At 38.9% G+C, this 26,447-nt stretch carries 20 protein-coding genes and 2 pseudogenes; 7 read left to right on the top strand and 15 right to left on the bottom strand.

The genetic code is table 11. From position 1 onward, the window contains the following. Nucleotides 1-177: 177 nt before the first annotated feature. The 5 genes and pseudogenes from ACM03V_RS02715 to ACM03V_RS02735 form a co-directional block, all read right to left on the bottom strand. On the bottom strand, nt 178-621 hold the full coding sequence (locus tag ACM03V_RS02715) for an acyltransferase (RefSeq protein WP_414619220.1): 444 nt from the start codon (nt 619-621) through the stop codon (nt 178-180). Nucleotides 622-667: 46 nt separating this feature from the next. Then, nucleotides 668-1,036, bottom strand: a pseudogene (locus tag ACM03V_RS02720) (colanic acid biosynthesis glycosyltransferase WcaL); the annotation flags it as partial. 100 nt (nt 1,037-1,136) lie between these two features. Further along, nucleotides 1,137-1,820 carry an NAD-dependent epimerase/dehydratase family protein gene (locus ACM03V_RS02725; RefSeq protein WP_414619221.1) on the bottom strand — a complete coding sequence of 228 codons (684 nt, stop codon included), beginning with the start codon at nt 1,818-1,820 and terminating at the stop codon, nt 1,137-1,139. Nucleotides 1,821-1,860: 40 nt separating this feature from the next. Next, nucleotides 1,861-2,682: pseudogene (locus tag ACM03V_RS02730) on the bottom strand (GNVR domain-containing protein); the annotation flags it as partial. 219 nt (nt 2,683-2,901) lie between these two features. Then, nucleotides 2,902-3,690, bottom strand: a complete 789-nt coding sequence (locus tag ACM03V_RS02735) for a WecB/TagA/CpsF family glycosyltransferase (protein ID WP_414619222.1) — start codon at nt 3,688-3,690, stop codon at nt 2,902-2,904. Nucleotides 3,691-5,047: 1,357 nt separating this feature from the next. Between ACM03V_RS02735 and ACM03V_RS02740 the strand changes: the two genes are divergently transcribed. From ACM03V_RS02740 to ACM03V_RS02750, 3 genes are all read left to right on the top strand, one after another. Continuing rightward, the gene (locus ACM03V_RS02740) at nt 5,048-5,506 is read left to right on the top strand and encodes a Mov34/MPN/PAD-1 family protein (protein ID WP_414619223.1); all 459 of its coding nucleotides are present in this window, start codon (nt 5,048-5,050) and stop codon (nt 5,504-5,506) included. A 233-nt stretch (nt 5,507-5,739) separates the two neighbouring features. Then, nucleotides 5,740-6,912: a molybdopterin-synthase adenylyltransferase MoeB gene (moeB, locus tag ACM03V_RS02745; protein ID WP_414619224.1), complete on the top strand. Its 1,173-nt coding sequence runs from the start codon at nt 5,740-5,742 to the stop codon at nt 6,910-6,912. A gap of 82 nt (nt 6,913-6,994) precedes the next feature. Continuing rightward, nucleotides 6,995-7,684, top strand: a complete 690-nt coding sequence (locus ACM03V_RS02750) for an SAM-dependent methyltransferase (protein WP_414619225.1) — start codon at nt 6,995-6,997, stop codon at nt 7,682-7,684. Between the two features lie 199 nt (nt 7,685-7,883). Here ACM03V_RS02750 and ACM03V_RS02755 read toward each other — a convergent pair whose 3' ends face one another. The 5 genes from ACM03V_RS02755 to ACM03V_RS02775 all read right to left on the bottom strand — a co-directional run bounded on the left by ACM03V_RS02755 (nt 7,884) and on the right by ACM03V_RS02775 (nt 12,408). Further along, on the bottom strand, nt 7,884-8,264 hold the full coding sequence (locus tag ACM03V_RS02755; protein ID WP_414619226.1) for a hypothetical protein: 381 nt from the start codon (nt 8,262-8,264) through the stop codon (nt 7,884-7,886). Nucleotides 8,265-8,391: 127 nt separating this feature from the next. After that, nucleotides 8,392-9,030, bottom strand: coding sequence for a hypothetical protein (locus ACM03V_RS02760; protein ID WP_414619227.1), 639 nt, complete (start codon nt 9,028-9,030; stop codon nt 8,392-8,394). A 176-nt stretch (nt 9,031-9,206) separates the two neighbouring features. After that, entirely contained in the window at nt 9,207-10,661 is a 1,455-nt protein-coding gene (locus tag ACM03V_RS02765) for a hypothetical protein (RefSeq protein ID WP_414619228.1), read from the bottom strand. Between the two features lie 371 nt (nt 10,662-11,032). After that, nucleotides 11,033-11,248, bottom strand: a complete 216-nt coding sequence (locus ACM03V_RS02770) for a hypothetical protein (protein ID WP_414619229.1) — start codon at nt 11,246-11,248, stop codon at nt 11,033-11,035. Between the two features lie 74 nt (nt 11,249-11,322). Next, a complete protein-coding gene (locus ACM03V_RS02775; RefSeq protein WP_414619230.1) occupies nt 11,323-12,408 on the bottom strand; it encodes an AAA family ATPase in 1,086 nt (361 codons plus the stop codon). Between the two features lie 138 nt (nt 12,409-12,546). Here ACM03V_RS02775 and ACM03V_RS02780 point away from each other — a divergent pair, with 138 nt between their 5' ends. Then, nucleotides 12,547-12,852 carry a TRADD-N-associated membrane domain-containing protein gene (locus ACM03V_RS02780; RefSeq protein ID WP_414619231.1) on the top strand — a complete coding sequence of 102 codons (306 nt, stop codon included), beginning with the start codon at nt 12,547-12,549 and terminating at the stop codon, nt 12,850-12,852. 181 nt (nt 12,853-13,033) lie between these two features. Here ACM03V_RS02780 and ACM03V_RS02785 read toward each other — a convergent pair whose 3' ends face one another. Continuing rightward, the gene (locus tag ACM03V_RS02785; RefSeq protein ID WP_414619232.1) at nt 13,034-13,861 is read right to left on the bottom strand and encodes a phosphodiester glycosidase family protein; all 828 of its coding nucleotides are present in this window, start codon (nt 13,859-13,861) and stop codon (nt 13,034-13,036) included. A 441-nt stretch (nt 13,862-14,302) separates the two neighbouring features. On the opposite strand from ACM03V_RS02785, the gene pgmB reads away from it, so the two are divergent. Next, complete coding sequence (gene pgmB / locus ACM03V_RS02790; RefSeq protein ID WP_414619233.1) at nt 14,303-17,278, top strand: beta-phosphoglucomutase; 2,976 nt, start codon at nt 14,303-14,305, stop codon at nt 17,276-17,278. 187 nt (nt 17,279-17,465) lie between these two features. Here pgmB and gcvP read toward each other — a convergent pair whose 3' ends face one another. The 3 genes from gcvP to gcvT form a co-directional block, all read right to left on the bottom strand. Then, nucleotides 17,466-20,351, bottom strand: coding sequence for an aminomethyl-transferring glycine dehydrogenase (gcvP, locus tag ACM03V_RS02795; protein ID WP_414619234.1), 2,886 nt, complete (start codon nt 20,349-20,351; stop codon nt 17,466-17,468). A gap of 173 nt (nt 20,352-20,524) precedes the next feature. Next, nucleotides 20,525-20,914, bottom strand: coding sequence for a glycine cleavage system protein GcvH (gene gcvH / locus ACM03V_RS02800; RefSeq protein WP_414619235.1), 390 nt, complete (start codon nt 20,912-20,914; stop codon nt 20,525-20,527). Between the two features lie 81 nt (nt 20,915-20,995). Beyond that, on the bottom strand, nt 20,996-22,132 hold the full coding sequence (gene gcvT, locus ACM03V_RS02805; protein WP_414619236.1) for a glycine cleavage system aminomethyltransferase GcvT: 1,137 nt from the start codon (nt 22,130-22,132) through the stop codon (nt 20,996-20,998). Nucleotides 22,133-22,419: 287 nt separating this feature from the next. On the opposite strand from gcvT, the gene ACM03V_RS02810 reads away from it, so the two are divergent. Then, nucleotides 22,420-22,914: a pentapeptide repeat-containing protein gene (locus ACM03V_RS02810; protein ID WP_414619237.1), complete on the top strand. Its 495-nt coding sequence runs from the start codon at nt 22,420-22,422 to the stop codon at nt 22,912-22,914. A gap of 100 nt (nt 22,915-23,014) precedes the next feature. Here the strand turns inward: ACM03V_RS02810 and mrdA are convergent, their stop codons facing one another. After that, nucleotides 23,015-24,850 carry a penicillin-binding protein 2 gene (mrdA, locus tag ACM03V_RS02815; protein ID WP_414619238.1) on the bottom strand — a complete coding sequence of 612 codons (1,836 nt, stop codon included), beginning with the start codon at nt 24,848-24,850 and terminating at the stop codon, nt 23,015-23,017. 368 nt (nt 24,851-25,218) lie between these two features. Here mrdA and ACM03V_RS02820 point away from each other — a divergent pair, with 368 nt between their 5' ends. Then, nucleotides 25,219-26,355: an ABC transporter ATP-binding protein gene (locus ACM03V_RS02820; protein WP_414619412.1), complete on the top strand. Its 1,137-nt coding sequence runs from the start codon at nt 25,219-25,221 to the stop codon at nt 26,353-26,355. Nucleotides 26,356-26,447: the final 92 nt, after the last annotated feature.

Raw genomic sequence — 26,447 nt, forward strand, 5'->3', positions numbered from 1 at the left:
ATTTTGGATTACAAGAATTAACAATTAAGAGTTACTAGTTAGGAGTTAGTTATTCTTATTCTTATTCTTCTCCTTCTCCCCTTGTTCCCCAGTTCCCTACCTCAAGCTGCACCATTTTTACTGCGTTTGATCGCCTTTGCGGGTACTCCAACTGCGATGGAATCAGGAGGAATATTTTTAGTCACAACAGCCCCCAGCACCAATTACACTTCCTCTACCGATAGTTACTCCATCTAATATCCGGACTCCGCTACCTATCCAACAGTTATCCTCAATTTTAATTCCTTCACGGCTTAATCCATAATCTCGATGATTGTTAGCAGAAACACCAGAGTGTGAAGCAATTTGACAGTTTTTACCAATATTAATGTTACCTGGCCCAGCCATACATACATAAGGTCCAATGTAAGAATTTTCGCCAATTTCAATCCAGCAATCGGAACCCGCAGTCCGGATATCGACACCGCGATCTAAACAAACTCTGTTGCCAAGATATATAAAGCTGTTGATATCTCTAATTTCTAAACGAGTATCTCGAAGAATTTTAACATTATTGCCAATCTCCATTGCGCTAGCACCAAGAAGTTCAACACCTTGAGAAATACATACTTTTTGACCCATACGAGCTAATGTAAAAGGATAAATCAGCTTTCGCAATAGGCTGCTCAATCTGTCTTTCTTTTACTTGTTTAGCGACAATACCAGCTTCCAAAAAATAGAAAAATTGATAGAAAGTACCCTTTAATCCCGGTTGGCTGGTAGTGAATGCAAGTTTAATTGTTTCTAAGTATTTTTTAGGAGAAACTAATAGTAAACTTAAATGCGCTACAACTAAATTGATGATATTCGGAGGAAGAATATAAAAAGTGCGATCGCGCTCTATTTTTTGTTCTTCTCCAACAATATGTTCATCACTCGTGCGACGAATTGAGAATGTATGTACATCAGCACCCATCGAGCGTAAATTGGCAACTTCTCGCTGAATAAAAGTGTCAGTCGCTCTCGGATATTCCCCAGTTAAATAAGCAATACGCATAATCAGTTATCAGTTATCAGTGAACAGTTAGTAGTTAGTAGTTGAAATTCCATAATTCCTAACTCTCAACTCTTAAATCTCAACTCCTAACTTCTAATTCTTAATTCCCACTCCCTATAATTAACAACTCTTCAACGGTTTTAGTTGACTGCTCTACCTGCAATAGTTCTTCGTTACTGCAACTGCGTTCTATTGCTGTATCGAGTGAATATTTTGGCTTCCAGTTTAAAATCTTTCTGGCACGGATGTTATTGAAGCGAAAATGCTTAAATCTAGCATCTAGAATTATCGGATTTGCTATACCGGGTAATCTTGCTTGTCCTTTTAGTACCACTTTGTTGTATTTCCAAAATGTCCAAGCTATTGCTCGCATTAACTTCCAATTAATAGGAATCATCTTGGGTAGGGGATACTTAAATTCTTTTAATTTTTTCACATAAGTTCTTTGATTTGGTAAGTTGTCATCAACAATATTGATTGTTTGATTAATTGCTTGGGAACTTTCCGCAGCAAGAACAATTGCTTCCGCACAATTTTCGACATATGTTAATGGCATTGTGGCATAACCGCCAATTCGCAACCATAGATTATTCGTTAATTGTCCACCGAGTAAGGTACTCCATAGGTTATCTCTTCCGTAGACTAATCCGGGACGAACAATTGTCACTTGAGCGTTATGATTTTGTTCAAACTCGCGGACTAATTCTTCCTGAAGAAGTTTGGTTTGAGCGTATTCATCGCGTTCTAAAGGGTCGCTTTCAATAAGTGATTCTTCTGTAATCATTGTTTCCAATGGGCTGCGTAAATAATCATACACCGAGAAGGTACCTTGGCAATAAATTTTGAATTAAAGTATTCATCCTTCCCGAATCGATTAAAGCCGATGGGCTTGGAGGTTGGACTCCCGCACTTAATACAGATAAATACTTGGTGACTTGATGATGGCATTGGGAAAATTCATCTTGTCCGACAATCATATTACTTAAACCACCACCATTGATTAAACCCCATAAATGATGCTGCATTGGTTGACGCATATCTGCATCTACCAGTAAAACTCGTTTTCCGCTTTGAGCGAGTATTGCGGCTAAATTAGCAGAAACTTCAGATTTACCTTCACCTGCAACAGAACTTGTAACTACAATTGTTCGGACTTCTTTATGGCTGATAAACTTGAGATTTGCCTGAAGCATTTGATAAGCTTCATGAATCATCGTCCGAGGAGAAGAAGCAACAATTATTCTGGGTGAAATCTTATCGACAATTGAGTTGGAATCAGAAGATTTACTATTACTTTCAAACTTAGGGATTAGTCCAATTAAGGTATAGCCGAAAAATGTCTCAACTTCCTTAACGGTTTTCAAAGACCTATCAATTAAGTCTACTATAAATGCAGCAGCTATACCGAATAACAAGCCAACAAATACACCTCCTCCTGCTAACAAAAGAGTCATTTTAGAAACGACTGTTTTCTTCGGAATACCCGCCGATTGAATGATTCTAAAATTACCAATAGTTTGCTTTTCTGCTAGTTCAATCTCTTGCTGTCTGGTAATAAGATTTTCGTAATCAGTTTGCGCTACCGATAATCTTTGCTGTAACTCTTGCTGCTTTTTCTCTAAGTTAGGTAAAATTGCTAATTTCTTGATTTTAGAGTTGCTACCCGCAACAATCTTATGATTAAACCTTTTTGTAATCTAGCACCTCTCGCAGACCTCAAATCTAATTTATAGTTTTCAACTGGTAAAGTTCTGTAATCTACCATAGTTTCTACCTTTATCTCAAGTTATTTTGCTAGTAACAGAACTGAACTCTCGTTTCTAATTATTTGATTGCAGTCATATTGGAACACATAAAAAATCAAATCAATATCGTGAAGTCGCTCGGACACGTTTCTGAAATCGCTTTTTTAACAACTGTAAAAATACACGTGAAAAAAACAATGGATTACCAACTACATAACGTTCCCACAAACGTTGTGGTTCTGTAAAAAATCTTGTCAACCACTCCAAACCATTATCAGTCATCCAACCCGGACCTCTATACACCGCACCAGTATAAAAATCGAGACAGGCACCTAAAGGTAGAAAAACTTTTGCTTCTATTGTGTCTATGTTTTGACGAATCCAATTTTCTTGCATGGGCATTCCAAAGCCAATGTATAGAACATCTGGCTTAAATTCATTGATTTTTTGAATAACCAATTCATTCTCTTTACCCGACTTATCAAAATAACCGTGGTGTCCCTCAATTATTAGGTTCGGTGCAATTCTTTTTAGCTTCGTAATAGCCTTATCTACAATACCTGGTTTACCAGCTAATAGAAACAAAGAAACATTTTCTCTTTCACAAGCTAATGCCAAATTTTCAATATAGTCCGGACAAGTCATCCGATGAGATGAATTAATTTGACAACCACATATTTTCGCTCCCAACAACACGCCGAAACCATCACAAAAAACTAAATCCGATTTATTCAGGAATTCTCTATACCAAGGCAGTTTACAAGCATAATTCATTCCCCTAACATTAACATTACTTACGGTTGTTTTTTTTTCCAGTTTTGCCGATTTGACAATGTAATCAATCAGTTGATAAACTTTTAGCTTATGAAATCTAGTTCCTAATAGTTTGACTTCATCAAATTGATTCACTCGAATGCCTCATATTTTTAACTTATGTACTTTGTTACCGTTAAAAAAATTTGTTTGAATTTATTTCTAATCATTTCAAATCTTGATTTTGGCTGCACAAAATTAATTGTATTAATGAAAATACAACTTTACTTAACTTATTTGGAGCAAGAAATTTAATTCATATCTTATATAGCTGCATAAAAATAATGCAGATAAACATGAATCATCAATGTAGAGGTATACGAGAACACACTTTTACCGCAATGCTTATCTATCTATAAAATAGTTTGCCTATATCTATGACATTTGAATATGTCACAAGGCTAACTTCTTTTTGAACAAGAATATTATAGTCAAAAAAATATTCTTTACTACATTCAAAATCAAATACTCAGTTGTTTAAAAAAGAGAATTGTGTTTTGTTGGAGACGTATTATCAATTTAGATTTACTTCAATAATCTCCAAAATCTATCGCTTAGTAATAGAATTTTCACTTATTGCTGGTGGAGCCAAATTCAACAGGAAAATTTTTTCCGTTGCTTGGCAATTCATTACTAGTAAACCTTACACCCTGTAAATATTCTCTAAATTAATCGCAGTCACTAATGCATAAAAGTTTTATGATTTCCAATAGAAAAGCAATAATTCAGTTTCTCAAACTCAATGTATTATCACAATCAACTAAGTATCATTTACTACCTTTTGTTCTAACGAAATATTAGCATTCGCTATATTCTTTTACAACTTATTTTTGCTTCTTCATCAAAATTTTATATTAGGATAATCTTTTTTAAGAATTAATTAGTTATAGATAAACAGTTATTTATCTAAATGAAAATAGAATTTTTTGCTCTAACTGTATAGATAATGATAATCGCTAAAGAGTTTTTTTATAAATTTGTGAAATATATTGCATTATCAGACATAGTTCTTGTATATTAATAATTTTTTCCCTTCACAAAACAGATAAAAACCTGATTCTACCGCTTTGTTTTAGGAGTATTTCAATTTGGTACTATTCATAAAAAACGTTTTCTAAATATCATCCTAAAAAATAAATTAATTTTAGTAAACAATTATTAAAGTAGGTAATAATGACTATTCGTTCAGATTTGCAAGTTTATATTAATTTTTGGTCAGTATACATGATATATTTTTATTCGGCAGCAAGAAAATATATCCGCTGAATAAATTGTTTAGTTATTGTAAAATTTATTATTCAAAAAGAATAAACAATTTCATTTCAGCAAATAAAAATATGCTTGTATCTTGATAGACATTCCTAAATGGTTATTAAGTTATAAAAGCTTTTTTAAAATAAGGAAAATAAAACAAATATTGTTATTTGTCAAGTAAAACTTTAAATATACTAACATGATTCAACTTAACAAACAAAACTTACAAATAATATTTAGTCATGCCGAAAGCACTTATCCGGAAGAATGTTGTGGAGTGATATTAGGTCATTTAGACAGCGATCGCAAAACTGTGGTTGAAATTATCCCGACTCAAAACGCTTGGAATCGTGAAACAGCAGGTGATTTCCAAGATAGCGATATCGAGAGTAGCAGAAAACGCAGATATACCATAGCACCCCGTGAAATGTTGCAGTTGCAAAAATCTTCCAGGGACAAAAATTTGAGTATAATTGGTATTTTTCATTCCCATCCCGATTATCCAGCTACTCCTTCAGAATTTGACCGTAATTGTGCTTGGCAAGAGTATTCCTATATCATCGTTTCCGTACAAAAAGGTAGAGCAGGGGATATGAATAGTTGGATGCTTGATGATAATTCTCAATTTCAGCAAGAGGAAGTTTTGGTGATGGGGTAGAAAAGGGGACAAGGGGATGGGGAGACAAGGGGACATTTTAAAGTAATTCCTTCGGGATTGAACAGGTTTTACTTGCTACTTACTACTCTAAACTCGCTACTCCGACTTACCACCTAACTCCTAACTCCTAACTCCTAACTCCCAATATTTAATTACGAATTACGAATTACGAATTACAAATAATCCCATTATTCGGTAGGATAAAAATTCTGTTCCTCCAATCCCGCCTGGTTATGCTTAATCCCAACTTGGATGAAATCCAACTGACGAAGGACGATTACGAACGCTATTCCCGCCACCTGATTTTACCTGAAGTTGGGCTGGAGGGACAAAAGCGTTTGAAGGCTGCTGCTGTTTTATGTATTGGTACTGGTGGACTGGGTTCGCCGTTACTTTTATACTTGGCTGCGGCTGGTATCGGACGAATCGGTATTGTTGATTTCGATGTTGTCGATCATTCTAATTTGCAGCGTCAGGTGATTCACGGTACTTCTTGGGTGGGTAAACCCAAGATTGAATCTGCAAAAAACCGCATTCACGAAATAAACCCCGATTGTCAGGTTGATTTGTACGAAACTCGCATTAGTAGCGAAAATGCTCTCGATATCCTTAAACCTTATGATGTAGTGGTGGATGGTACTGATAATTTTCCTACCCGGTATTTAGTAAACGATGCTTGCGTACTATTAGATAAACCCAACGTTTACGGTTCAATTTTCCGTTTTGAAGGACAAGCCACGGTATTTAACTACGAAGGTGGCCCCAACTATCGCGATTTATACCCAGAACCACCACCGCCGGGAATGGTTCCTTCCTGTGCTGAGGGTGGAGTTTTGGGCGTTTTGTGCGGAATTATTGGCACTATTCAAGCAACGGAAACGGTAAAAATTATTCTAGGTCAAGGTAACACCCTCAGCGGACGTTTGATGTTATACAATGCCCTTGAGATGAGTTTCCGGGAATTAAAATTACGTCCGAATCCCGTGCGTCCGGTGATCGAAAAACTGATAGACTACGAACAGTTCTGCGGTATTCCTCAAGCAAAAGCACAAGAGGCTCAAGAGCAAATGGATATTTCAGAGATGACTGTCAAGGATTTGAAAGAATTGATTGATAGCGGTGCAAAAGACTATGTACTGCTAGATGTTCGCAATCCCCATGAATACGAAATTGGTAAAATTCCCGGTTCCGTTTTAATACCTTTATCGGAAATCGAAAATGGCCCAGGGGTTGATAAAGTTAAAGAAATGCTCAACGGGCATCGTTTAATAGCTCATTGTAAAATGGGTGGACGTTCCGCGAAAGCTTTAGGAATTCTCAAACAAGCGGGAATTGAAGGCACCAACGTTAAAGGTGGCATCACAGCTTGGAGTAAAGAAGTCGATTCCTCGGTGCCAACTTATTAAGTCAGTTAGCAGTGAACAGTGAACAGTTATCAGCTAAAGATTTTCTGGCTGCTCACTGCTAACTACTAACTGTTAATTGATTATGATGAAGCTTGAAAATGTGGTTCCTTGGGGACGCAGTTTTGATGAGTACGTCAAGATGTTTGATTTAACGTCTGACGAACTTAAGTTAAATATACTTGATTGCGGTGGGGGACCTTCGAGTTTTAATGCTGAGATGATGCAGCTTGGTTGTAATATTAGTGGTAATATCACATCTTGCGACCCTATTTATCAGTTCACCGTTGAAGAAATTCAAAACCGCATTCAACAAACTTACTCGAAGATAATTGCAGCAGTAAAAGAAACTCCGGAAAATTTTGTTTGGCAAGATATTACTTCTCCCGATGAATTAGGGGAAGTAAGAATGGTTGCTATGAAAAAGTTTCTCGCCGATCTTTCACAAGGTATTTCACAAAAGCGCTACGTTAAATCGGAATTACCAAATCTTCCCTTCACCAACGGTAAATTCGATTTAGCTTTATGCAGTCATCTTTTGTTTACTTATTCCAATATATTGTCCGCAGATTTTCACGTTGACTCAATTGTGGAAATGCGACGAGTTGCTTCCGAGGTGCGAGTTTTTCCTCTAGTAACTCAATTCAGCGGTGAAATTTCTCCCCATCTCGAAGCTGTAATTAATCAGTTAACTGCTCGTGGATTGCAAGTTGAAATCAGGAAGGTTGATTACGAATTTCAGAAAGGTGGTAATCAAATGCTTTGGGTAAGGTAAATATTGGTTTTGGTTGATTTTTAGCGGTTAATTGTTTAGAAAATAGACCATATATAGGCGCACCTATTTCCATTATATTTTTATAGTATCATGTTTTGGTAAAAAGGGAACAGGAAAATTTGGATCAAAAAGCCCCCCTTTTTAAGGGGGGTTGGGGGGATCTAATATTTGGTTAACATTACTAATTAAAATTTTCCAACTAATCATCATAACTAAAATTCAAAGCCACAAAATTATTAGAACCAGGAACTTGACATAATACTTCCTTTCTTCTCGATCGCTCATCTCTGACACAACTTACCTGACGTTTAAAAGCTGTCAAATTATTCTTATATCTACCGGGATCTATACGAAGTCTTCTGCGAAATTGTCCCCAAGTGACATCGAGAATTTTATCCCCGCAAACCATTTCAACTTCCCCCCGCTCAACATCAACATCACCGATATCAACTTCAACTTCAGCATCTTCGATTTCAATAATATTGCAGGCTTCCATCGTGGTACGATTTCCACAAGCAGATAAGATTGCGATCGCGCTGAGTGTAAATCCGGTTGTACAGATGATTGGGAATAGTTTCATTTGAATAAATTGGTGATTATATTTTATCCGGCGGTTGAAACCGCTGCTACACAAGCAAAACCCACCTTCGTGGGTTAGATTCTTCGTATTTTTTTATAGAAATTGTATAACAATAAATTAGTTTTTTCTATTCCCCGTTCCCCGTTCCCTGTTCCCCATTCTCTAACTGCAATTCGCACTGTTGAAAAACATAATTAATTGCAGCAAATAATTTTTCCAATTCTTGAATTGTATAGAAAATTTTGTTTTGTGTAAAAACATCTACATTTAATTTACCAAACTGCCATATTAATCCATTAGAAACAATACCAAATATAGTTTGTTCTGGCATTTGATTCAACCGCTGTACGGCTATCATTTCAGCCAAACATTGACCCCAGCCTTCACTAAAATCGCTCTCTTTCTTGGCTTCAACTAAAACGAAATAAGGTTTGTCAAATACTACAGAACCTAAAGGAGAACGCCTTGCTAAAACATAATCGGGAACTCCACACAATTTATCGTCATAATTTAGTGCTTGGTGACTCCAAAGTAGAAAATTACTGCGATAAACTTTCCAGACTTCTTTTAAAATAGGATAAATAATATTTTCGCAAATTGCGCTTTCGGAATTATCCACAACTCCTTCATTGAAAACTAATTCTAATTCTTGACGAAAAATCTCGCTAATTGTAAATTCGGTTTCTGTAATAAAGTTATCTCGGATATATTGAATCTGAAATTCTTTAGCTACAGTACCGATGTTTTTGTAACTGCTGTAAGGCATTTTGAATCACCTGGCGAATGTAATTCGCGGCTACACAAGCAAAACCCACCTCCGTGGGTTAAATAAAGCATATCTTTTTATAGAAATTGTATAACAGTAAATTAGTAAGTTATTTATTTTAATCTTAGTAAATTATGCTATCTGAGAACCAAGTTATTTGAAACCCAAGCATAAATTTAATTGTTCTTTTCAAACCACAGCCGAATTAATTCAACTTGAAAACAATAACCATCTTCTACTTCCTCAATCAACTCTCGTTGCAATAACAATGTTATAGAGCTAAAGTAATCTATATTCTCAAACTCTAGCGCTAAATTTTGTTTAGTAACTACTGCTTCTTCTCCCTTAGCTGCGATAAAACTAAGAATTTCTAAACCCGTTGCATCAACTTGATTATTTTGAATATCGGCGAAAAAGAAACTACCTCTACTTAAAGCTTCTGGAATTGCTGCTTCTACATCATTTAAAGTCGCCAATCGCCGCACAGAAGGATCTTGTTCGTTTTTCAGTGCAACCAGTTCTTGACACATTAACTGTACTAAATAAGGATGACAGCGCGTCAGTTCTAATATTCGTTCTACGGCATCCGGTTTGTAACGTAGGGTAAAATCTTCGATAGGATTTTCTATTAATTTACGGGCTTCGTGTTCAAGTAAATAACTGATGCCAACAACCTGTACATTAATTAGATAATTAGCCCAACGCTGATATTCTTCGATGGTATGGGAACCTGCTATTAACACCTTGAATTTGGGACGATGCTGTATTAAATGACGCAGCATTCCTAAAATATCTTCTTCATCAAAACGTCCTTTACTAATAGCGCTATCTAACACTTCAAACTCATCTAGCATTAGTAAAGCGGTGTTTTGTTCTAAGGTTTCTTCTACCTTATCTAACCATTCATAAAAGTTAGTAAAAGGGTCATTTTCTAAAATTTCGCGGTTCAGGGGTGGTAGATTTAAAGCACTTTGACGTTTGGCTGAAATTATCATCTGCTTAGCAAGGTTGAAGAGAAAACCTGTAGAATCTGTTGCTGATGAAGGTGCGCCTTGTAAGTCTACAAACATGGGAATAATCGAATTAGGTAATAGCCTTCCCAGGTTGTTGAAGAGCGAAGTTTTACCCATACGTCGCTGTCCGTAGAGTAATAAAGGTGGACGACGACGATCTAAAAGTAGTTGTTCGATGCGGGTTCCGATGTCATCGCGTCCAGTGAATATTTGCTGTTGAAGTGTTAGGGGTACGCCGATGATATACGGGGAGTCGATTTCTTGGCGGAGTTCGGTTTCTTCGGCGAGTTCTTCTATATAATTGCTGATAATATCGCGCCACTTTGTAGCAATAGGATAGAAACGAGGAGCATATTTATTATCGTTACAGCGAAGTCCTTTAATTTGTGGTTCCAGTTTTTCACAAATATTTATAAGTACTAGCCTTTGATTGTAATTGCTAGTTTGATTCAGTGCTGCTCTTGTATCTTCACTGATGCACTTGAAAATATTTAAAATGTTGTTAATATTACTTTCTGATGAAAGTTTAGAGTCTAAAGAAATTTTAGCAATATTAATAACGCTTCGGCAATTTTTTAAAGGATTTATATATTTTGAATACCTGAAATCAAATTCCAATTTTGACCACAGATTAATGACTCCCCTTATTCCCTGGTACGTTAAGTAAACTCCCCCCACTAAGGTGGATATTAAAAATGCGGCCCCGAAGATAGCTTGCTTATAATACCTGCTTTTTTTCCCCACGTTTACTCCCACGAAGAATACCGATCCATAAGCTAAACCATCACATCTAATGACACGCCATAAGTCAAGTATGTAAAAATTCAAATTAAAGATATTGCTTCTTGCAATGTAATGGTATACCTAATTTTACTAGTAAAAACAAAATAGCTAAGTGTTTTATACCAAAAGTTCTTTCTCCCTCTGCTTCCTCCGCTCCCCTTGTATGCCTTCACCCGGCAATTTCAATGTGGTCGAATACTAGTTCATTACAGCGCTTCCCAATCTTCTGGAGGTACAGCAGGTTCAAATGGCTGTTCGTATCGAATGACTGTGCCTTTTAAGGTGTGCGGATTTGCTTGTTTTTGGGAAGATTGATTTTCCAAAATGATTATTTCCACAGATTCTCCAGCCCGAAAAGGTAAGTCTTTTGGATTTGAAGCACCGTTTTCAGTTAAAGTTACTTCTACGCGATGAGCTTTCATATGTGACTCTTTGCTAATTCTTCTTTTAATTTACCGTTAAGCTTAAAATCTTGACTTTTCCAAAAGTCGGAAAACTATTTCAATAAATGAATAAACGGCTTCATCTGCAACAACCCCTGTTCTTTCCATTCCTCCCCATCATCTCCTTCTTCTAAACTAAACAATCTTTCGCGACACAAAATTTGCAATAGAAGCGGTACGCAATGACTTTCCTGCAAAATCCATTCCACATCTTTTTCAGGAAAAGCTATCGGTGAACTCGCTATCAATTCCCGCGCTTCTGTTTCCGTAAAATTTCCGAGATATGCTGTATAACCAAAAATATTAAAAAACGGCGAACTATGCCCCGTACTTCTTGCTAATTCAGTTGGTGATTCGTGAGTAGCTAAAATAAACGCGAGATTTCCCCCGGTATGATTAGTTGCTAAAGAGCGCAAACTTTCCCAAAATTCATCATCTAATTCTTCACAGCGTTGCAAACCTACACCTATTTCATCAAGCAATATAACGGTAGGATTTTGTAAGTTGTCGCTGACTGCATTCATAAAGTTATCTAAATCGCATGGTGTAGGTATTTGTAAATTCAAATTTTCTAAAATGTGAGTTAAAAAATTTTCCCTACTAGCCATGCGTGAATCTTGAAAGTCTACAAATATCCACTTATAAATTTCTGGATGTGGTAGCCAATCGGATTTTTGTCCCTCTCGTAATTCTTCTTTGGGTGTAGCGGTGATATTTTTCAGGTAATGCAGCAGAGATGTTTTACCGATGCGTCGTTTCCCGATAATTGCGGCATTTTGTAAAGGATGGCGTTTGAGTATCTGAAATAAGCGTTTGAGTTCTTTTTGTCGTCCAAAAAATCTGCTCGGATGTTTGATAGGGGAACCTGTAATGAAGGGTGAGGTTTCCTTGATGGGTGGGTTGCTATCCGTTGCTAATGTCTCTTTTTCTGATATCTCTTGCCAATCTAAACCTAGTTTTTCGCAAATTTCGACGAAATTCAAATAATCAATTGATTTACCCTTGAGAAAATTTTTGACTGTAGATAAGGATAAGCCAACATCGCTAGCCAAAGACTGCTGACTGGGATAGCTGTTACGCTGCAATGCGGAATTTACTTTTTGCAGATACTCAGGGGCTACTTTTTGCGATCGCGCCATTAATTAAAACTAAAAACTGTTTAGATTTTACCTATTTTTGATACCAGCGCGAATAATTCACCCAAATATCACCTAAAAGTTGTCCACAACTCAACTACTGCTCAACCGATATCTCAACCACTGCCCGATTTTAATCAAATGGTAAGGTTAATTTCACGGGTAAGAGAGATGAAAAATCAAAATCAAATCGTAAAACAAACTCAAGAATCTAACAGTATCTATCAAGAGCGTCTTCGACAAGCACGTGCAACATTCAACTTAACATTAAACTTACTTAAGTTAAGCGTTATCGCTAGTTTCGCCAGCATTCTATTAATATATTCGGGAAATGTACCATCTGAAAAGGTTGAAACAACGCTAAGAGTTATTAACGGAATAGTTTCACTAACTCTTAAATTTACTAAAGATGCCAACAATAGGTTAGATGACGATAATAAAGATTAAAAATTCGGCATTGCTTATAAATATAGATTATTACAGACAATTACAGTCCTCTTAAGAGGACTTTCGCTGTTAGACAGGGAATTGATTCCCTGGCGGATTTGTGGACTTAATTAATAATTTCATTAGCGCAAGATGTTGTATATAACCGAAAACCTTGTAGAGACGCGAAACCCTTGAGTCTCTACATTTTTTCATAAACCCCGATCGCATGAGGAATCTTACGTGGGGTATCTATCAACGGTTTCCCATCTACAATAATTCCGGTACTTCCACCACCATCTAACATTGCACTCGCATTTGCACCGAAGCACATTAATGCATTTCTCGCATCTACCTGACGCGCATAATTACTCGAATAAAAAATCACTGTTTCGTTTAAATTATCGCCGTTATCGTCTCGCACTCCTACAAAGGTTCTCGGTAAGTATTTTGTTGCTGCTTTATTGGCTTTTGCGCCAAGTGCGCCAATTACTTCCGGAAAACGTCGAAATGATTCTGTAGTATAAGGTTGGATGCTGGCAAAACCAGCTTGAGGATTGAACGAAAACGTGCGAATTTCTCCCGGATATTCATTGGCGATGCCGTATCCGTAGGTAATCATGTTACCACGGGCTTTTAAACCAAAAGCAATTCCTGTGGGTTCTTGTTTTGTAGAAAAAAATGTCCCGTTAATGACAACTCTTGCTTTTTGAGTTGATGTATTATTACTTACGGCATCTTGCCAAAATTGAGAAAGTGGTTTTTTACTGACTCTACTTGCAGGAATCTTAAATATAGTACCAGTTAAGTTGTCTATTTTCGCTTGTGTAGTCTGAATTACAGTTATATATTCTTTTTTGCTACTTTGGTGATTTTTATAGTAGACTTTTACTCCAGTGGCTTTTAAAATTGGTTGAAAGCCGCAAGTCGCTGGTATCGCTTTTACTGAGTATTCTATACTGGTAAAAGTCAAGTTAATAGCAATGCTTAGGATATATATTTTCTGGAGTTTGATTACTTGTTTATACATTTTGTTCGCAATTAATAGACAAAGATTTTAAAAGTATTTGTCAGTAAATTAAGTTTTTTGTCGAGTAAAGTCAAAAGTACTCGAAAATATGGCTCAGAAATACCCGCTGATCAACAGTAAAAAAATTCCGGTTAGTTAATCCAGATACTGGAAAAATATGACAAATTGTATCCGAAACGTGTAGTTTTGTACGTTTGGTAACAAAATGTGTCAATTCATCTCTTTTCTTGCATTTCCCGGTTTAAGGACAAACTCTTAAGCAAATCTATCTATAGGGGGATATGCAGTTTAAGGCTTTATGTTCAATGCCGCTTCTAAGCATTTTTGCTGCATTCAACTAAAATGGCGAGCCGTCAACAGGAAATCGCCGCAAATATTTCTGGTAAATCCAATTAAATCCCATCCCAGCACAGTACAAGGCGCAGCGAGGCTATATAAATAATGTTAAGTTTATCAATTAATAATTCTCAGCAATCCCAGCAAGTCAATGATTCCAAGGGCTGGGAGATTATAGAAACAAGTTTTAATCCGAACGAATTACATCATAAAGAAACAGTTTTTACTTTAGGTAATGGTTATTTGGGAGTGCGGGGTAGTTTTGAGGAAGGATACACCCATGAGCATTCCGGAACAATTATTAATGGGGTTTACGATGATGTGGCTATAGCTGCAACTGAAATTGTAAATTGCCCTAACTGGCTACCTTTAACAATTAAGGTGGCTGGGAAAACTTTTCGGATGGATGAAGGTGAGATACTCGCATACAAACGCTCTCTTGATATGCGTTTGGGTATTTTAACTCGCGATGTCTGTTGGAAGTCACCATCGGGATATACTTTAGATTTGCATTTTGAGCGGTTTGTTTCTTTAGCTAGTCAGCATTTTTTAGCGATTCATTGTGAAATTACTTCTTTAGATTATGCGGGTGAAATCGAAGTCACTGCTGGCTTTGAGGCTGAACCTCATACCTTGGGGATCGAACATTGGCAGACTGTTAAAGAAGGTGGCACGGATAAAATCATTTGGCTGCACGGTAAAACTTTGCACTCAGAAATTGAATTGGGTATGGCTGCAAAGTTAATCGTAGAAAATGAAGCCGATAACTTTGCTCGTGAATTTGAATGCAGTTCCCAACTAACAAAAAGCTTTCAGATACATCCGGGGGAAACCGTAAGTGTAGAAAAGATTGCCACGGTTTACACTTCGCGTGAAACTTCGACTCCCGCAGAAATTGCCTTAATTGATTTGGTGGAAGCACCCAGCTACAGCACTTTATTAGCAACTCATATTGCAGCGTGGGAAAGAGTATGGCTTGATAGCGATGTAATTATTGAGGGTGATGAAAAAGCACAGTTAAGCGTTCGTTACAATATCTTCCAAATCCTGGCTGCAACACCGCGTCACGACGATAAAGTCAGCATTCCGCCCAAAACTCTTTCCGGTTTTGAATATCGCGGACATATTTTTTGGGATACGGAAATTTTTATTCTGCCCCTACTTACTTTTACTCAACCAGCATTAGCTCGCAATCTGCTCAACTACCGCTACCATACTCTACCGGGGGCAAGACGCAAAGCCGAGAAACTTGGTTACAAAGGAGCAATGTTTGCTTGGGAAAGTGCGGCTACCGGAGACGAAGTAACTCCTTCATGGGTTCCCGATCCCAACGGTAAATTAGTCCGTATTTGGTGCGGGGATCTTGAAATTCACATCAATGCAGATATTGCCTACGCAAGTTGGAATTATTGGCAGCATACCGGCGATAATCAATGGATGCGCGACTATGGCGCAGAAATGATTTTAGATACCGCTAGTTTCTGGGAAAGTCGGGTTTCCTGGAACGAACAACGTCAAAGTTATGACATTCTTAACGTTATCGGGCCAGATGAGAATCACGAGCAGGTTGATAACAATGCCTTTACTAATGTCATGGTGCAGTGGCATTTACATACTGTAGGGAAATTATGGGAATGGTTAACGAAAAATTATCCCGAAAAAGCCACGCAGTTAGCAGTAAAACTAAATATAAATCCCCAAAAGTTAGAAAATTTCGCTTTTATTGCCGATAATATCTACTTAAATCAAGATGCTCAAACAGGTTTAATCGAGCAGTTTGATGGCTTCTATGATTTAGAATACGTCAACTTTGACGATTACGAACCGCGCAATAAATCAATGCAGGGTGTTTTGGGAGTTGAAGAAACCCAAGCCAAGCAGATACTCAAACAGCCAGATGTATTGATGCTGTTTTACTTGATGCGCGATCGCTTTGATTTAAAAACTATTGCAAACAACTGGGTTTATTATACACCCCGCACCGACCACGTTTATGGTTCTTCCTTGGGTCCGGCAATCAATGCCATTATTGCTTGCGACCTTAATAACCCTACTGAAGCTTACACTCATTTTATGCGTGCGGCTTTGGTAGATTTAGATAACGTTCGTGGTAATGCAACTCAGGGAATTCACGCAGCAAGTGCGGGTGGAGTATGGCAAGCTGTAGTCTTTGGGTTTGCGGGAATTAGAGTTACAGAAAATGGAATTATTACCGCTCATCCCAATCTTCCCGCACACTGGAAACGTTTAAAATTCCGCTTGCAATGGCGTTCGGAGTGGTATCAAGTTGATTTAACTGCTTCTCAAGAAGATGACAACAAGGAAGTTGAAATCATTCCCGTTTCTGCCACTCCAATAATTTCTACCTCCCCCGAAACTTCTGCTTCTGATTCTAGTTCCATCAAAGGAATTATCTTCGACTTAGACGGAGTAATTACCGATACTTCCGAATTCCATTACTTAGCTTGGAAAAAGCTAGCAGATGAAGAAGGCATTCCCTTTGACAGAGAAGCCAACGAAGGCTTGCGAGGTATACCGCGTAGAGAATCATTGATGGCTATTTTGCAAGGTCGTTCTGCAAGTGAATCACAGATTCAGGATATGATGGAGCGTAAAAATAAATACTACATCGAACTGATGCAGAGTATTACACCCAACGACTTGCTTCCCGGAGCAGCTGACTTACTAGAAGAATTGCAAGCAGCAGGAATTAAAATAGCTTTGGGTTCCTCCAGTAAAAACGCTCGCACCGTAATCCAACGCTTGGGAATTGCAGATAAATTTGTGGCGATCGCCGACGGTTACAGTGTAGCGAAATCCAAGCCAGCACCAGATTTGTTCCTCTTCGCAGCCCAAAAGTTAGGAGTGTCACCACATAACTGTATAGTTGTAGAAGACGCAACGGCAGGAATCGAAGCAGGGCTTGCTGCCGGGATGAAAGTAGTAGGATTAGGGCCAAACGAGCGAGTCGGTAAAGCTCATATCGTATTGCCTAGTTTAGAAGGCGTTACTTGGAAAGATTTGCAACAGCATTTAGCTAATTACGATACACAGGTTGGACGGATAAAAGCGAAAATCTAATAATTGAAAGAAATTAGACTTCGCATATCGCATTATTGGAATTTGAGGATGTTTCTGTAGATGGTTTAGCCATCTGAGAAACATCTTTTTTTTATAATATTAGTAGTTGACAGCATGAATTATGAATGGTTCGTTTTTCTCGCAACTGTGTAAAGACGTAGCATTGCTACGTCTCTACATTTTTAATTTATTCGGAATAATTTTCCATCGAAGGGCAAGAACAAATCAAATTCCTGTCACCGAAAGCGGCATCAATGCGCCCTACAGCAACCCAAAATTTATGTTCTCGCGTCCACGGTGCGGGGTAAGCGGCTTGTTCGCGGGTGTAAGGATGATTCCATTCACCTACAATTAAACTTTGGGCGGTGTGTGGTGCGTTTTTCAAAACATTGTCTTGAGCATCCACTTTACCCGCTTCAATTTCAGCTACTTCCTCGCGAATAGAAATCATCGCATCGCAGAATCTATCTAATTCCTCAAGGGATTCGCTTTCAGTTGGTTCTACCATTACGGTACCTGCTACGGGCCAAGATACTGTAGGAGCGTGGAAACCATAGTCCATCAAGCGTTTGGCGATATCATCAATTTCGATATTCGCCGATTTCTTCAAGGAACGTAAATCCAAGATGCATTCGTGAGCGACTAAGCCATTTTTGCCTGCATACAGCACGGGATAATGTTTTTTTAACCTTTTAGCCATGTAATTGGCATTAAGAATAGCCACCTTGGTTGCTTCAGTTAAACCATCTGCACCCATCATGGCAATATACATCCAAGAAATTACCAAAATACTGGCACTACCCCAAGGTGCGGCAGAAACCGAACCATTTGAAGAATCCGCTACTGGATTTCCGGGGAGGAAGGGAATTAAATGAGCGGCTACGCCAATTGGTCCCATGCCCGGACCGCCGCCACCGTGGGGAATACAGAAGGTTTTGTGTAAATTTAGGTGACATACATCTGCACCAAAATCACCTGGACGACAAATACCAACTTGGGCGTTCATATTCGCACCATCCATGTAAACTTGACCACCGTGGGTATGGACAATTTCACAGATTTCTTTGATTCCTTCTTCAAATACCCCGTGAGTTGAAGGGTATGTCACCATCAAAGCAGCAAGTTCGTTTGCGTGTTTCTGCGCCTTTTCTTTCAGGTCATTGATATCAATATTACCTTCAGAGTCGCAAGCAACAGCAACAACTTTCATACCGCACATTACCGCACTCGCCGGGTTTGTACCGTGAGCAGAAGTAGGAATTAAGCAGATATTACGATGTGCTTCAGATCGGCTTTCGTGATATCTCCGAATCGATAAAAGCCCTGCATATTCTCCTTGAGAACCGGCGTTAGGTTGCAGAGAAATTCCCGCAAAACCCGTTATTTCTCCCAACCATTTTTCAAGTTGCTCAAATAGCAGCGAATAACCTTGCACCTGTGATAAAGGAGCAAACGGGTGAATTTTACCAAACTCCGCCCAGCTTACGGGTATCATTTCCGCAGTAGCGTTGAGCTTCATCGTACAGGAACCCAAAGGAATCATCGAAGTAGTTAACGATAAATCCTTGGCTTCGAGTTGATGCAGATAGCGCAATAATTCCGTTTCCGAATGATAGCGGTTGAAAATTGGGTGAGTCAGGAAGTCGGATTTGCGAGGGAGCGGGAGATAGGGGGAGAGGGGGGGAGGGGGAGAGGGGGGGAGGTTTTCTAAAGAGAAAATTTCTAGTAAATCTTCTACATCTTCTTCCGTGGTGGTTTCATCTAAGGAAATTCCGACGGAATTATCGTCGAAAATGCGGAGGTTGATTTTCTTGTTTTGACAACGTTCCAAAATCTCTTTTTTACTGCGCTTTCCTAAATTAACTCGCAGCGTATCGAAGAAATATTCATTTTCAATGCTGTAATCAATTTGCTTCAATCCTTCAGCTAAATTAGCAGTTAAAAAATGAATCTTTTGAGCAATCTTCTTGATTCCATCTGGTCCATGATAAACCGCATACATACTTGCCATCACGGCTAACAAGACTTGTGCGGTACAAATATTGCTGGTTGCTTTTTCGCGCCGAATGTGCTGTTCGCGGGTTTGTAATGCCAAACGCAATGCGGGTTTACCTTGAACATCCTTTGATAAACCAACAATTCGTCCCGGCACCTGCCGCTTATACTTCTCCTTCGTTGCAAAATACGCCGCATGAGGTCCCCCAAACCCCAACGGAATACCAAAGCGTTGAGTACTGCCAACAGCAATATCAGCGTCAAATTCCCCCGGTGGAGTCAACAAAGTTAAACTCAAAGGATCGGCAGCTACAGTTACCAAACCACCCGATTCATGAACCTTAGCGACAAAATCGGCATAATCATAAATCGCGCCGTCGGTAGCAGGATATTGAACAATAGCTCCAAAAATTGGTTGAGAAAAATCAAAAGTTTGGTGGTTCCCAACAACAATATTAATTCCCAAAGGTTCTGCCCGTGTCCGCAACACGGCGATTGTTTGGGGATGACATTCTTGAGAAACAAAAAAGGTATTAGCTTTGTTTTTGCAAACACCATAACTCATACTCATTGCTTCCGCTGCTGCCGTAGCTTCATCAAGCAGCGAAGCATTAGCAATTTCCAAACCCGTTAAATCGGTAATCAAAGTTTGGAAATTCAACAAAGCCTCAAGTCTTCCTTGAGCAATTTCCGGTTGATAAGGAGTATAAGCAGTATACCAACCAGGATTTTCCAAAATATTTCTTTGAATTACCCCTGGAGTAATACAGTCGTAATACCCCATACCGATAAACGAACGAAAAACTTGATTTTTTTCAGCAATTTCCTTCAAAGTTGTTAATGCAGCATATTCGCTTTGTGCTGACGGTAAATTCAAACTACCATCAGTGCGAATCGTTTGCGGAACCGCTTTATCGATCAATTGCTCCAGGCTATCAAAACCCAAAACCTTCAACATTTTAGTGACATCATCAGAACTTGGCCCGATATGTCTTTGGGCAAAAGAAGTCACAGAGTGAGATTCTTGTGCGATCGCTTGCTCATTATTAAACGAATTACGAGGGGCATAAATTACCACTAACTGATTTCTCTCCACACGTTACTACTTAATATTCTGCAACAATTATGTGAACAGTGAACAGTGAACAGTGAGCAGTGAGCAGTTAGGAAGAAAGGTTAAAGGTTAAATGTCCCCTTGTCCCCTTGTCCCCTTGTCCCCCCTCTACCCATCTCCCCATCTCCCCATCTCCCCTACTTCCCTTCCACTTTAGAACTATACTCAGCCGCGCTCATTGCGTCATCAATATCGCCGGGGTTTTCAACTTTGACTTTTATCAACCAACCTTTACCGTAGGGTTCATCTGCTAAATTTTCCGGAGCGTCAACCATTGCGTCATTACATTCGGTGACGGTACCAGTTACGGGTGAATTCAAGTCTTCTACAGCTTTTACAGATTCAACCGTACCAAAAGTTTCTCCTTTAGTAATGCGATCGCCAACTCCGGGTAATTCTAAAAATACGATATCTCCCAACTGATCTATAGCAAAAGCACTAATTCCAATAGTCGCATTTTCACCTTCAAGACGCACGTATTCGTGACTATCTAAGTATTTCAAATCTTCTGGATATTCAAAAGCCATGTTATTCTCCCCAGTTATCAGTTATCAGTTATCAGTTATCAATTACCAGTTATTCTTTGATAATTGTTCATTGTTAATTGTTCATTTACTAACGCGACTTGTTGACTTATAAAACGGACGCTTCACTACAGTTGCGGGATAAGTTTTACCGCGAATCTCTACTTCTAATTGGTTATCGACTTTTGCTAGCTCTGTAGTTACATATGCTAAAGCGATGGGATAACCAAGTGTCGGCGATAATGTACCGCTGGTGATTTCTCCGACTTTTTTACCTGCGGATAATACGGGATAGCCATGACGGGCAATATTGCGTCCTTGCATTTGCAGACGTACCACTTTACGTTGAACCCCGTTTGCTTTTTGCTGTTCTAATGCTTTACGTCCGATAAAATCGCCTTTCGTGTCTAGATGAACCAACCAACCCAAACCAGCTTCTAAAGGAGTAGTGGTATCATCAATATCTTGTCCGTAAAGCGCCATAGCGGCTTCCAGTCTCAAAGTGTCTCTGGCACCCAATCCTGCCGGAATTACGCCCGCTTCAATCAACTTTTGCCAAAGCTCGATTCCTACACTTGGTTCAACCATTACCTCAAAACCATCTTCTCCGGTATAGCCAGTGCGAGCCAGAAAAGCAGGTTTACCAAGTACTGTTGCATCCAAATGACCGTATGCTTTGACAGGTGTCAAATCTTCTTCTACAAATTTTTGCAGAATTTCTGTAGCTTTTGGCCCTTGAATCGCTACTAAAACCTTTTCCGTCGATAAATCTTGGAATTCTATCTGCTGAGTATCGAGGTGTTCGAGCAACCATGCTTTATCTTTAGCCGTAGTTGCAGCGTTAACTATAATAAATCCCTTTTGTAAACCAGTATTATCTTCGCCTTGATAATAAAAAATTATGTCATCAATAATCCCACCTTTCGGATTCAATAACACAGTGTATTGCGCTTGACTTGGTTGCAGACGGCTTAAATCCGAAGGAACCAAACCTTGAAGTTGAGAAACTAAGTTTTTACCTTGTAAACTAAATTTTCCCATGTGGGAGATATCGAACATCCCACTCTCTCTTCTAACAGCCTCATGTTCTTTAGTAATACCAGAAAACTGAACAGGCATTTCCCAACCGCCAAAACTGGTAAGCCGCGCGTTCAATTCTTGTACAGCCGTAAATAAAGGCGTTCGCGCCAAAGTCAAAGCGATTTCTTCTTTATTAGCCACAAACAACTTCGCTTTTTCTAGTCAACAACATATTTACATATCCTACGACGATGTTGTAGTTAGTAGTTAGTTGTTAGGGATTGGTAATTGATAATTGGTAATTAGACGCGGTTGCAAAAAAAAAGGGAGCGAGACGCTCCCACTACAAATATTTTCCTAACTCCTAACTTATCGCTCTCCCCCTCTCCCCATCCCCCCCTCTCCTCATCTCCTCATCCTCTTCGTTGCCAAGTATGATTAAATGTGGGTGTATTGAGTTTTATTAAGTAGAAATTTAGAGATAGATTATGAAATTTTGGCAAGTATTAACTGGCTTTGTCTTGGCTATTGTGGTGCTTTTCTATTCTTTGTCGGCTGAAGCTGCAAGTTCTTCTAGTATTTCTCGTGCGGCTGGAAATGAATTATCTGGTAAAGATTTATCAGGTCAAAATTTAGTCGGAGAAGAATATACTACTGTCAGTTTACAAGATACTAATTTTAGCAACGCTGATATGCGCGGTGCTGTTTTTAACGGTTCATTATTGCAAAACTCAAATTTTCACGGTGTTGATTTCAGTGATGGTATAGCTTATTTAACAAGCTTTACTGATGACGACCTCAGTGATGGAATTTTTACCAATGCAATGATGTTACGTACTATTTTTCGTAATGTTGATGTTACCGGCGCTGATTTTAGCGGTGCAATTTTAGACCGCGTAGAAATTCAAAAACTTTGCGAAAACGCCAGTGGTGTTAATTCAAAAACCGGCGTTTCTACTCGCGCTTCTTTGGAATGTAAGTAGAGGTGATGGGGAGATGGGGGGACAAGGGGACAAGGAGAATTTTGACCTTTGACCTTTAACCTTAGTAACTCCTAACTCCTCACTGTTAACTGTTAACTGTTCACTGAGCCTTCTTCTCTTCAACTTCAGCTTGCTTATATTTACCTGGATATTTACGACTGAAGTATTCTTCCATGACTTGTTTTGCCATTGGTGCGGCGACGCTACCTCCACCACCTCCGGAGTGTTCGGCGAATGCTAATATAACTACTTCGGGTTTGTCTACGGGCGCATATCCGCCATACCAAGCATGATTTGCTTTGACACGACTTGGTAACCATGCTTCTGCGGTTCCGGTTTTACCCGCATTTGGGGGAAGCGTTGGCGAATTCATTAACTTAGCGGTACCGTCTGTAATTACTTCTCGCAATCCTCTTTGAATCATTTTTGTGGTTGAAGGCTTCATCCCGATGTTTTCCCGCCATTTCTTTTTCTCTTCGTTGTCTTTAAGAACGTGAGGCTTGACTAAATAGCCGCCGTTTGCTGGGATGGCGAACATTCTTGCTACTTGTAAAGGTGTAGTTAGTAATGCTCCTTGCCCGATGGACATATTCACTGAATCGCCTACCGTCCAATCGCGTTTCCACAATTTTCGTTGATAAGCGTTATCGGGTACAAAGCCTCTTGATTCGCTGAAGGAAAATTCTGAGCCTGTTTGTAAGCCGAATCCGAATTTTTTAGTCCATTTTATTAATTGCTCACCCCCGACTCTTGCCCCTACTTGATAAAAGAATGTGTCGCTACTCCAAGCTAAAGCTCCTGAAAAATTCAAGGGGCCAAATCCAGCATGGTTCCATTCGTTAAAACGGTGTCCGCCAAAAACTCGATAACCGTAGGTTTGCAGTACTGTATTTGGATTAAATTTACCCGATTCCAAACCAGCTGCCATAGTAACAACTTTAAAAGTACTTGCAGGAGGATAAGCTCTGAAAGCACGATTGAGCATGGGATGCTGTTTACCTAAAAGTATTGCCTGCAACTCTTTTTGTGAAGGATTTTGTTTGGAAAATACGTTGGGATCGAATGCGGGATAGGACACCATTGCTAAAATCCCACCGTTGTTGGGATCTAAAGCAACAATTGTGCCGGTACGTCCTTGCAAAGCTTTGTAAGCAGCTTTTTGTAAATCCAAATCTATGGTTAATGCGATATCTTGACCGGCTTTTGCTTGCTTTACTCCTAATACTTTGAGCGGACGACCTTTACCGTCAACTTCCACTTGTTGACCGCCCCATTCTCCTCGTAAGGTAGTTTCAAAGGCTCTTTCTACACCCATCTGTCCGATTACGTCTCCGAGACGGTAGCCATCTTTCTTTTTCTCGGCTAATTGTTCTGCGGTTAGTTCGCGGGTATAACCGAGTAAGTGAGCTAGTTGTGCGCCATGAGGATAGTAGCGAACGGCTTCTCGGTTAATTTCTACATCCGGTAGTTCGCTTTCATACTCTTTTAAAGCCGTAATTTGAGCTAGATTGATATCGCGAGCAATCCTTACCAAAGAACTGGAATTCGGACCTGCTTTTTCTACTTGTTCTTGAATTTGTTTTTCGGGTATACCGAGAATTTGAGATAAACGCGGAGCTACTGTTTCCCAAGACTCTTTTTTATGAGCCATAGGCCACAAATATACGGAGTGAGGATAGCGAGTTGTAGCTAAAAGTTTACCGTTTCGATCAAAAACATTTCCTCGTTCTGGCTGTCGCAAAATTAAACGAATGCGATTTTCTTCTGCTCGCTTACTAAAGCTTTCTCCCTTAACTACTTGTAAATATGCTAATCGACTTAGAATTCCGCTTGTCAAAAACAAGGTAAATAATATTAAGAATATCGATTGGAAGCCTTTTCCTACAGTACGCGCATCTTTTTTCTTGCCGATTGATGGTAATTGTAATAAGCTCATAAAACAAAAAATATAGAGAAAATAGCTTTATCTGTATACAATTGTGCCTCCGTAAAAACCGGGAGACGACCGTTAAATATTTGGAAGATTATATTATGTTTTGGTGTATTTTTAGCTACGCCGGTGTTAGTTCGTAAAGAACCATATCAATTTTAGATTATGTCTACGGGTAAATCCGGGGATTCATCCAAAACTGAGCAGCGATGAATCGTTGATGAGACGAATGACTGACTTTATACTTCCAGAGGCAGCGCTTTGTAGCAAGTAATTTGTTTTTGACGTATACAATAAACCAAAGTGCCTATAATAGTTAGCGATTATAGACTATATATATTGGCGCAAATACGTACAAATACGCGGATCTAAACATAACTATGTCTCAAACGATAACCCAGCAGCAACAGGGTGTGACGACTTTTGAGTCGCTTGATGTCGAACTGTCTGGTGTATTCAAATTTTTCAACAAAGAACCGGCATTGCACGGAATAGATTTAGATGTCAGACAAGGAGAATTTTTTAGTATTCTCGGTCCTTCCGGTTGTGGAAAGACTACTATCTTGCGCTTGATTGCTGGTTTTGAAAGAGCGGACGCAGGAACGGTGTTTATTCAAGGTCGTCCAATGGCTAAAGTTGCCCCTCACCGCAGACCAGTTAATACGGTGTTTCAAAGTTATGCTTTATTCTCGCATCTCAATGTATGGGATAACATCGCTTTTGGCTTAAGGTTAAAGAAACTACGCAAAGCCGAAATTAACAATCGAGTCAAAGAAGCTTTGGAACTCGTGAAAATGGAAAGTTTGCGATCGCGATTTCCCAATCAGCTTTCTGGCGGTCAACAGCAACGGGTAGCATTAGCACGGGCTTTAGTCAATCGTCCTGCGGTTATATTGTTAGATGAACCGTTGGGGGCGTTAGATTTAAAGCTACGCAAAGAGATGCAGGTTGAGTTATTAAATTTACATCAAAATTTAGGCTTAACTTTTATTATGGTAACGCACGACCAAGAGGAAGCGTTGTCATTATCCCAACGTATTGCGGTAATGAACCAAGGTCATATCGAGCAGATTGGCACCCCTAACGATATTTACGAGCAACCACTCTCACCATTTGTAGCAGATTTTATTGGCGATACAAATTTGTTGGAAGGGCAAATAGTTGATGTAGACGCAGCCAATATTGAGGTTATTACCAAAGCCGGACTAAAAATCATTGTTCAACGCGATTCACATACCCCAACTGGCGTATCCCAAGATGTAGTATTGAGCGTGCGTCCCGAAAAAATACAGCTTTCTTTGTACAAGCCTAGCGTACAAAATAACTGTTTTGAAGGACGTTTGGTTAACATCATGTATTTGGGAACTCACGTTAATTATGTTGTTGAATTAACGCCTGTTTTACATATTGTTGTGATGCAGCCCAGTACATTTGGAATGTTGCCAGATCCCGAAACTCCAATTTATGCTTGGTGGGCAGAAAATGATTGTCTAGCTTTACTTAATAATTAATCTAGGAATTTATCGTAAATGTTTAAAAAATTTGTTTTGATAGAGAACAGGGAACAGTGAACAGTAACAACAATATTTTTAATAAAATATTT

This window comes from Calothrix sp. CCY 0018 (assembly GCF_963920925.1).
Classification (GTDB): Bacteria; Cyanobacteriota; Cyanobacteriia; order Cyanobacteriales; family Nostocaceae; genus Rivularia.

Excerpts from the sequence above, each read along its gene's own strand:
- ACM03V_RS02715 (WP_414619220.1), bottom strand. The coding sequence starts at position 621 with ATGGGTCAAAAAGTATGTATTTCTCAAGGTGTTGAACTTCTTGGTGCT.
- ACM03V_RS02725 (WP_414619221.1), bottom strand. The coding sequence starts at position 1,820 with ATGATTACAGAAGAATCACTTATTGAAAGCGACCCTTTAGAACGCGAT.
- ACM03V_RS02740 (WP_414619223.1), top strand. The coding sequence starts at position 5,048 with ATGATTCAACTTAACAAACAAAACTTACAAATAATATTTAGTCATGCC.
- moeB (WP_414619224.1), top strand. The coding sequence starts at position 5,740 with ATGCTTAATCCCAACTTGGATGAAATCCAACTGACGAAGGACGATTAC.
- ACM03V_RS02750 (WP_414619225.1), top strand. The coding sequence starts at position 6,995 with ATGATGAAGCTTGAAAATGTGGTTCCTTGGGGACGCAGTTTTGATGAG.
- ACM03V_RS02755 (WP_414619226.1), bottom strand. The coding sequence starts at position 8,264 with ATGAAACTATTCCCAATCATCTGTACAACCGGATTTACACTCAGCGCG.
- ACM03V_RS02760 (WP_414619227.1), bottom strand. The coding sequence starts at position 9,030 with ATGCCTTACAGCAGTTACAAAAACATCGGTACTGTAGCTAAAGAATTT.
- ACM03V_RS02770 (WP_414619229.1), bottom strand. The coding sequence starts at position 11,248 with ATGAAAGCTCATCGCGTAGAAGTAACTTTAACTGAAAACGGTGCTTCA.
- ACM03V_RS02775 (WP_414619230.1), bottom strand. The coding sequence starts at position 12,408 with ATGGCGCGATCGCAAAAAGTAGCCCCTGAGTATCTGCAAAAAGTAAAT.
- ACM03V_RS02780 (WP_414619231.1), top strand. The coding sequence starts at position 12,547 with ATGGTAAGGTTAATTTCACGGGTAAGAGAGATGAAAAATCAAAATCAA.
- ACM03V_RS02785 (WP_414619232.1), bottom strand. The coding sequence starts at position 13,861 with ATGTATAAACAAGTAATCAAACTCCAGAAAATATATATCCTAAGCATT.
- pgmB (WP_414619233.1), top strand. The coding sequence starts at position 14,303 with ATGTTAAGTTTATCAATTAATAATTCTCAGCAATCCCAGCAAGTCAAT.
- gcvH (WP_414619235.1), bottom strand. The coding sequence starts at position 20,914 with ATGGCTTTTGAATATCCAGAAGATTTGAAATACTTAGATAGTCACGAA.
- ACM03V_RS02810 (WP_414619237.1), top strand. The coding sequence starts at position 22,420 with ATGAAATTTTGGCAAGTATTAACTGGCTTTGTCTTGGCTATTGTGGTG.
- mrdA (WP_414619238.1), bottom strand. The coding sequence starts at position 24,850 with ATGAGCTTATTACAATTACCATCAATCGGCAAGAAAAAAGATGCGCGT.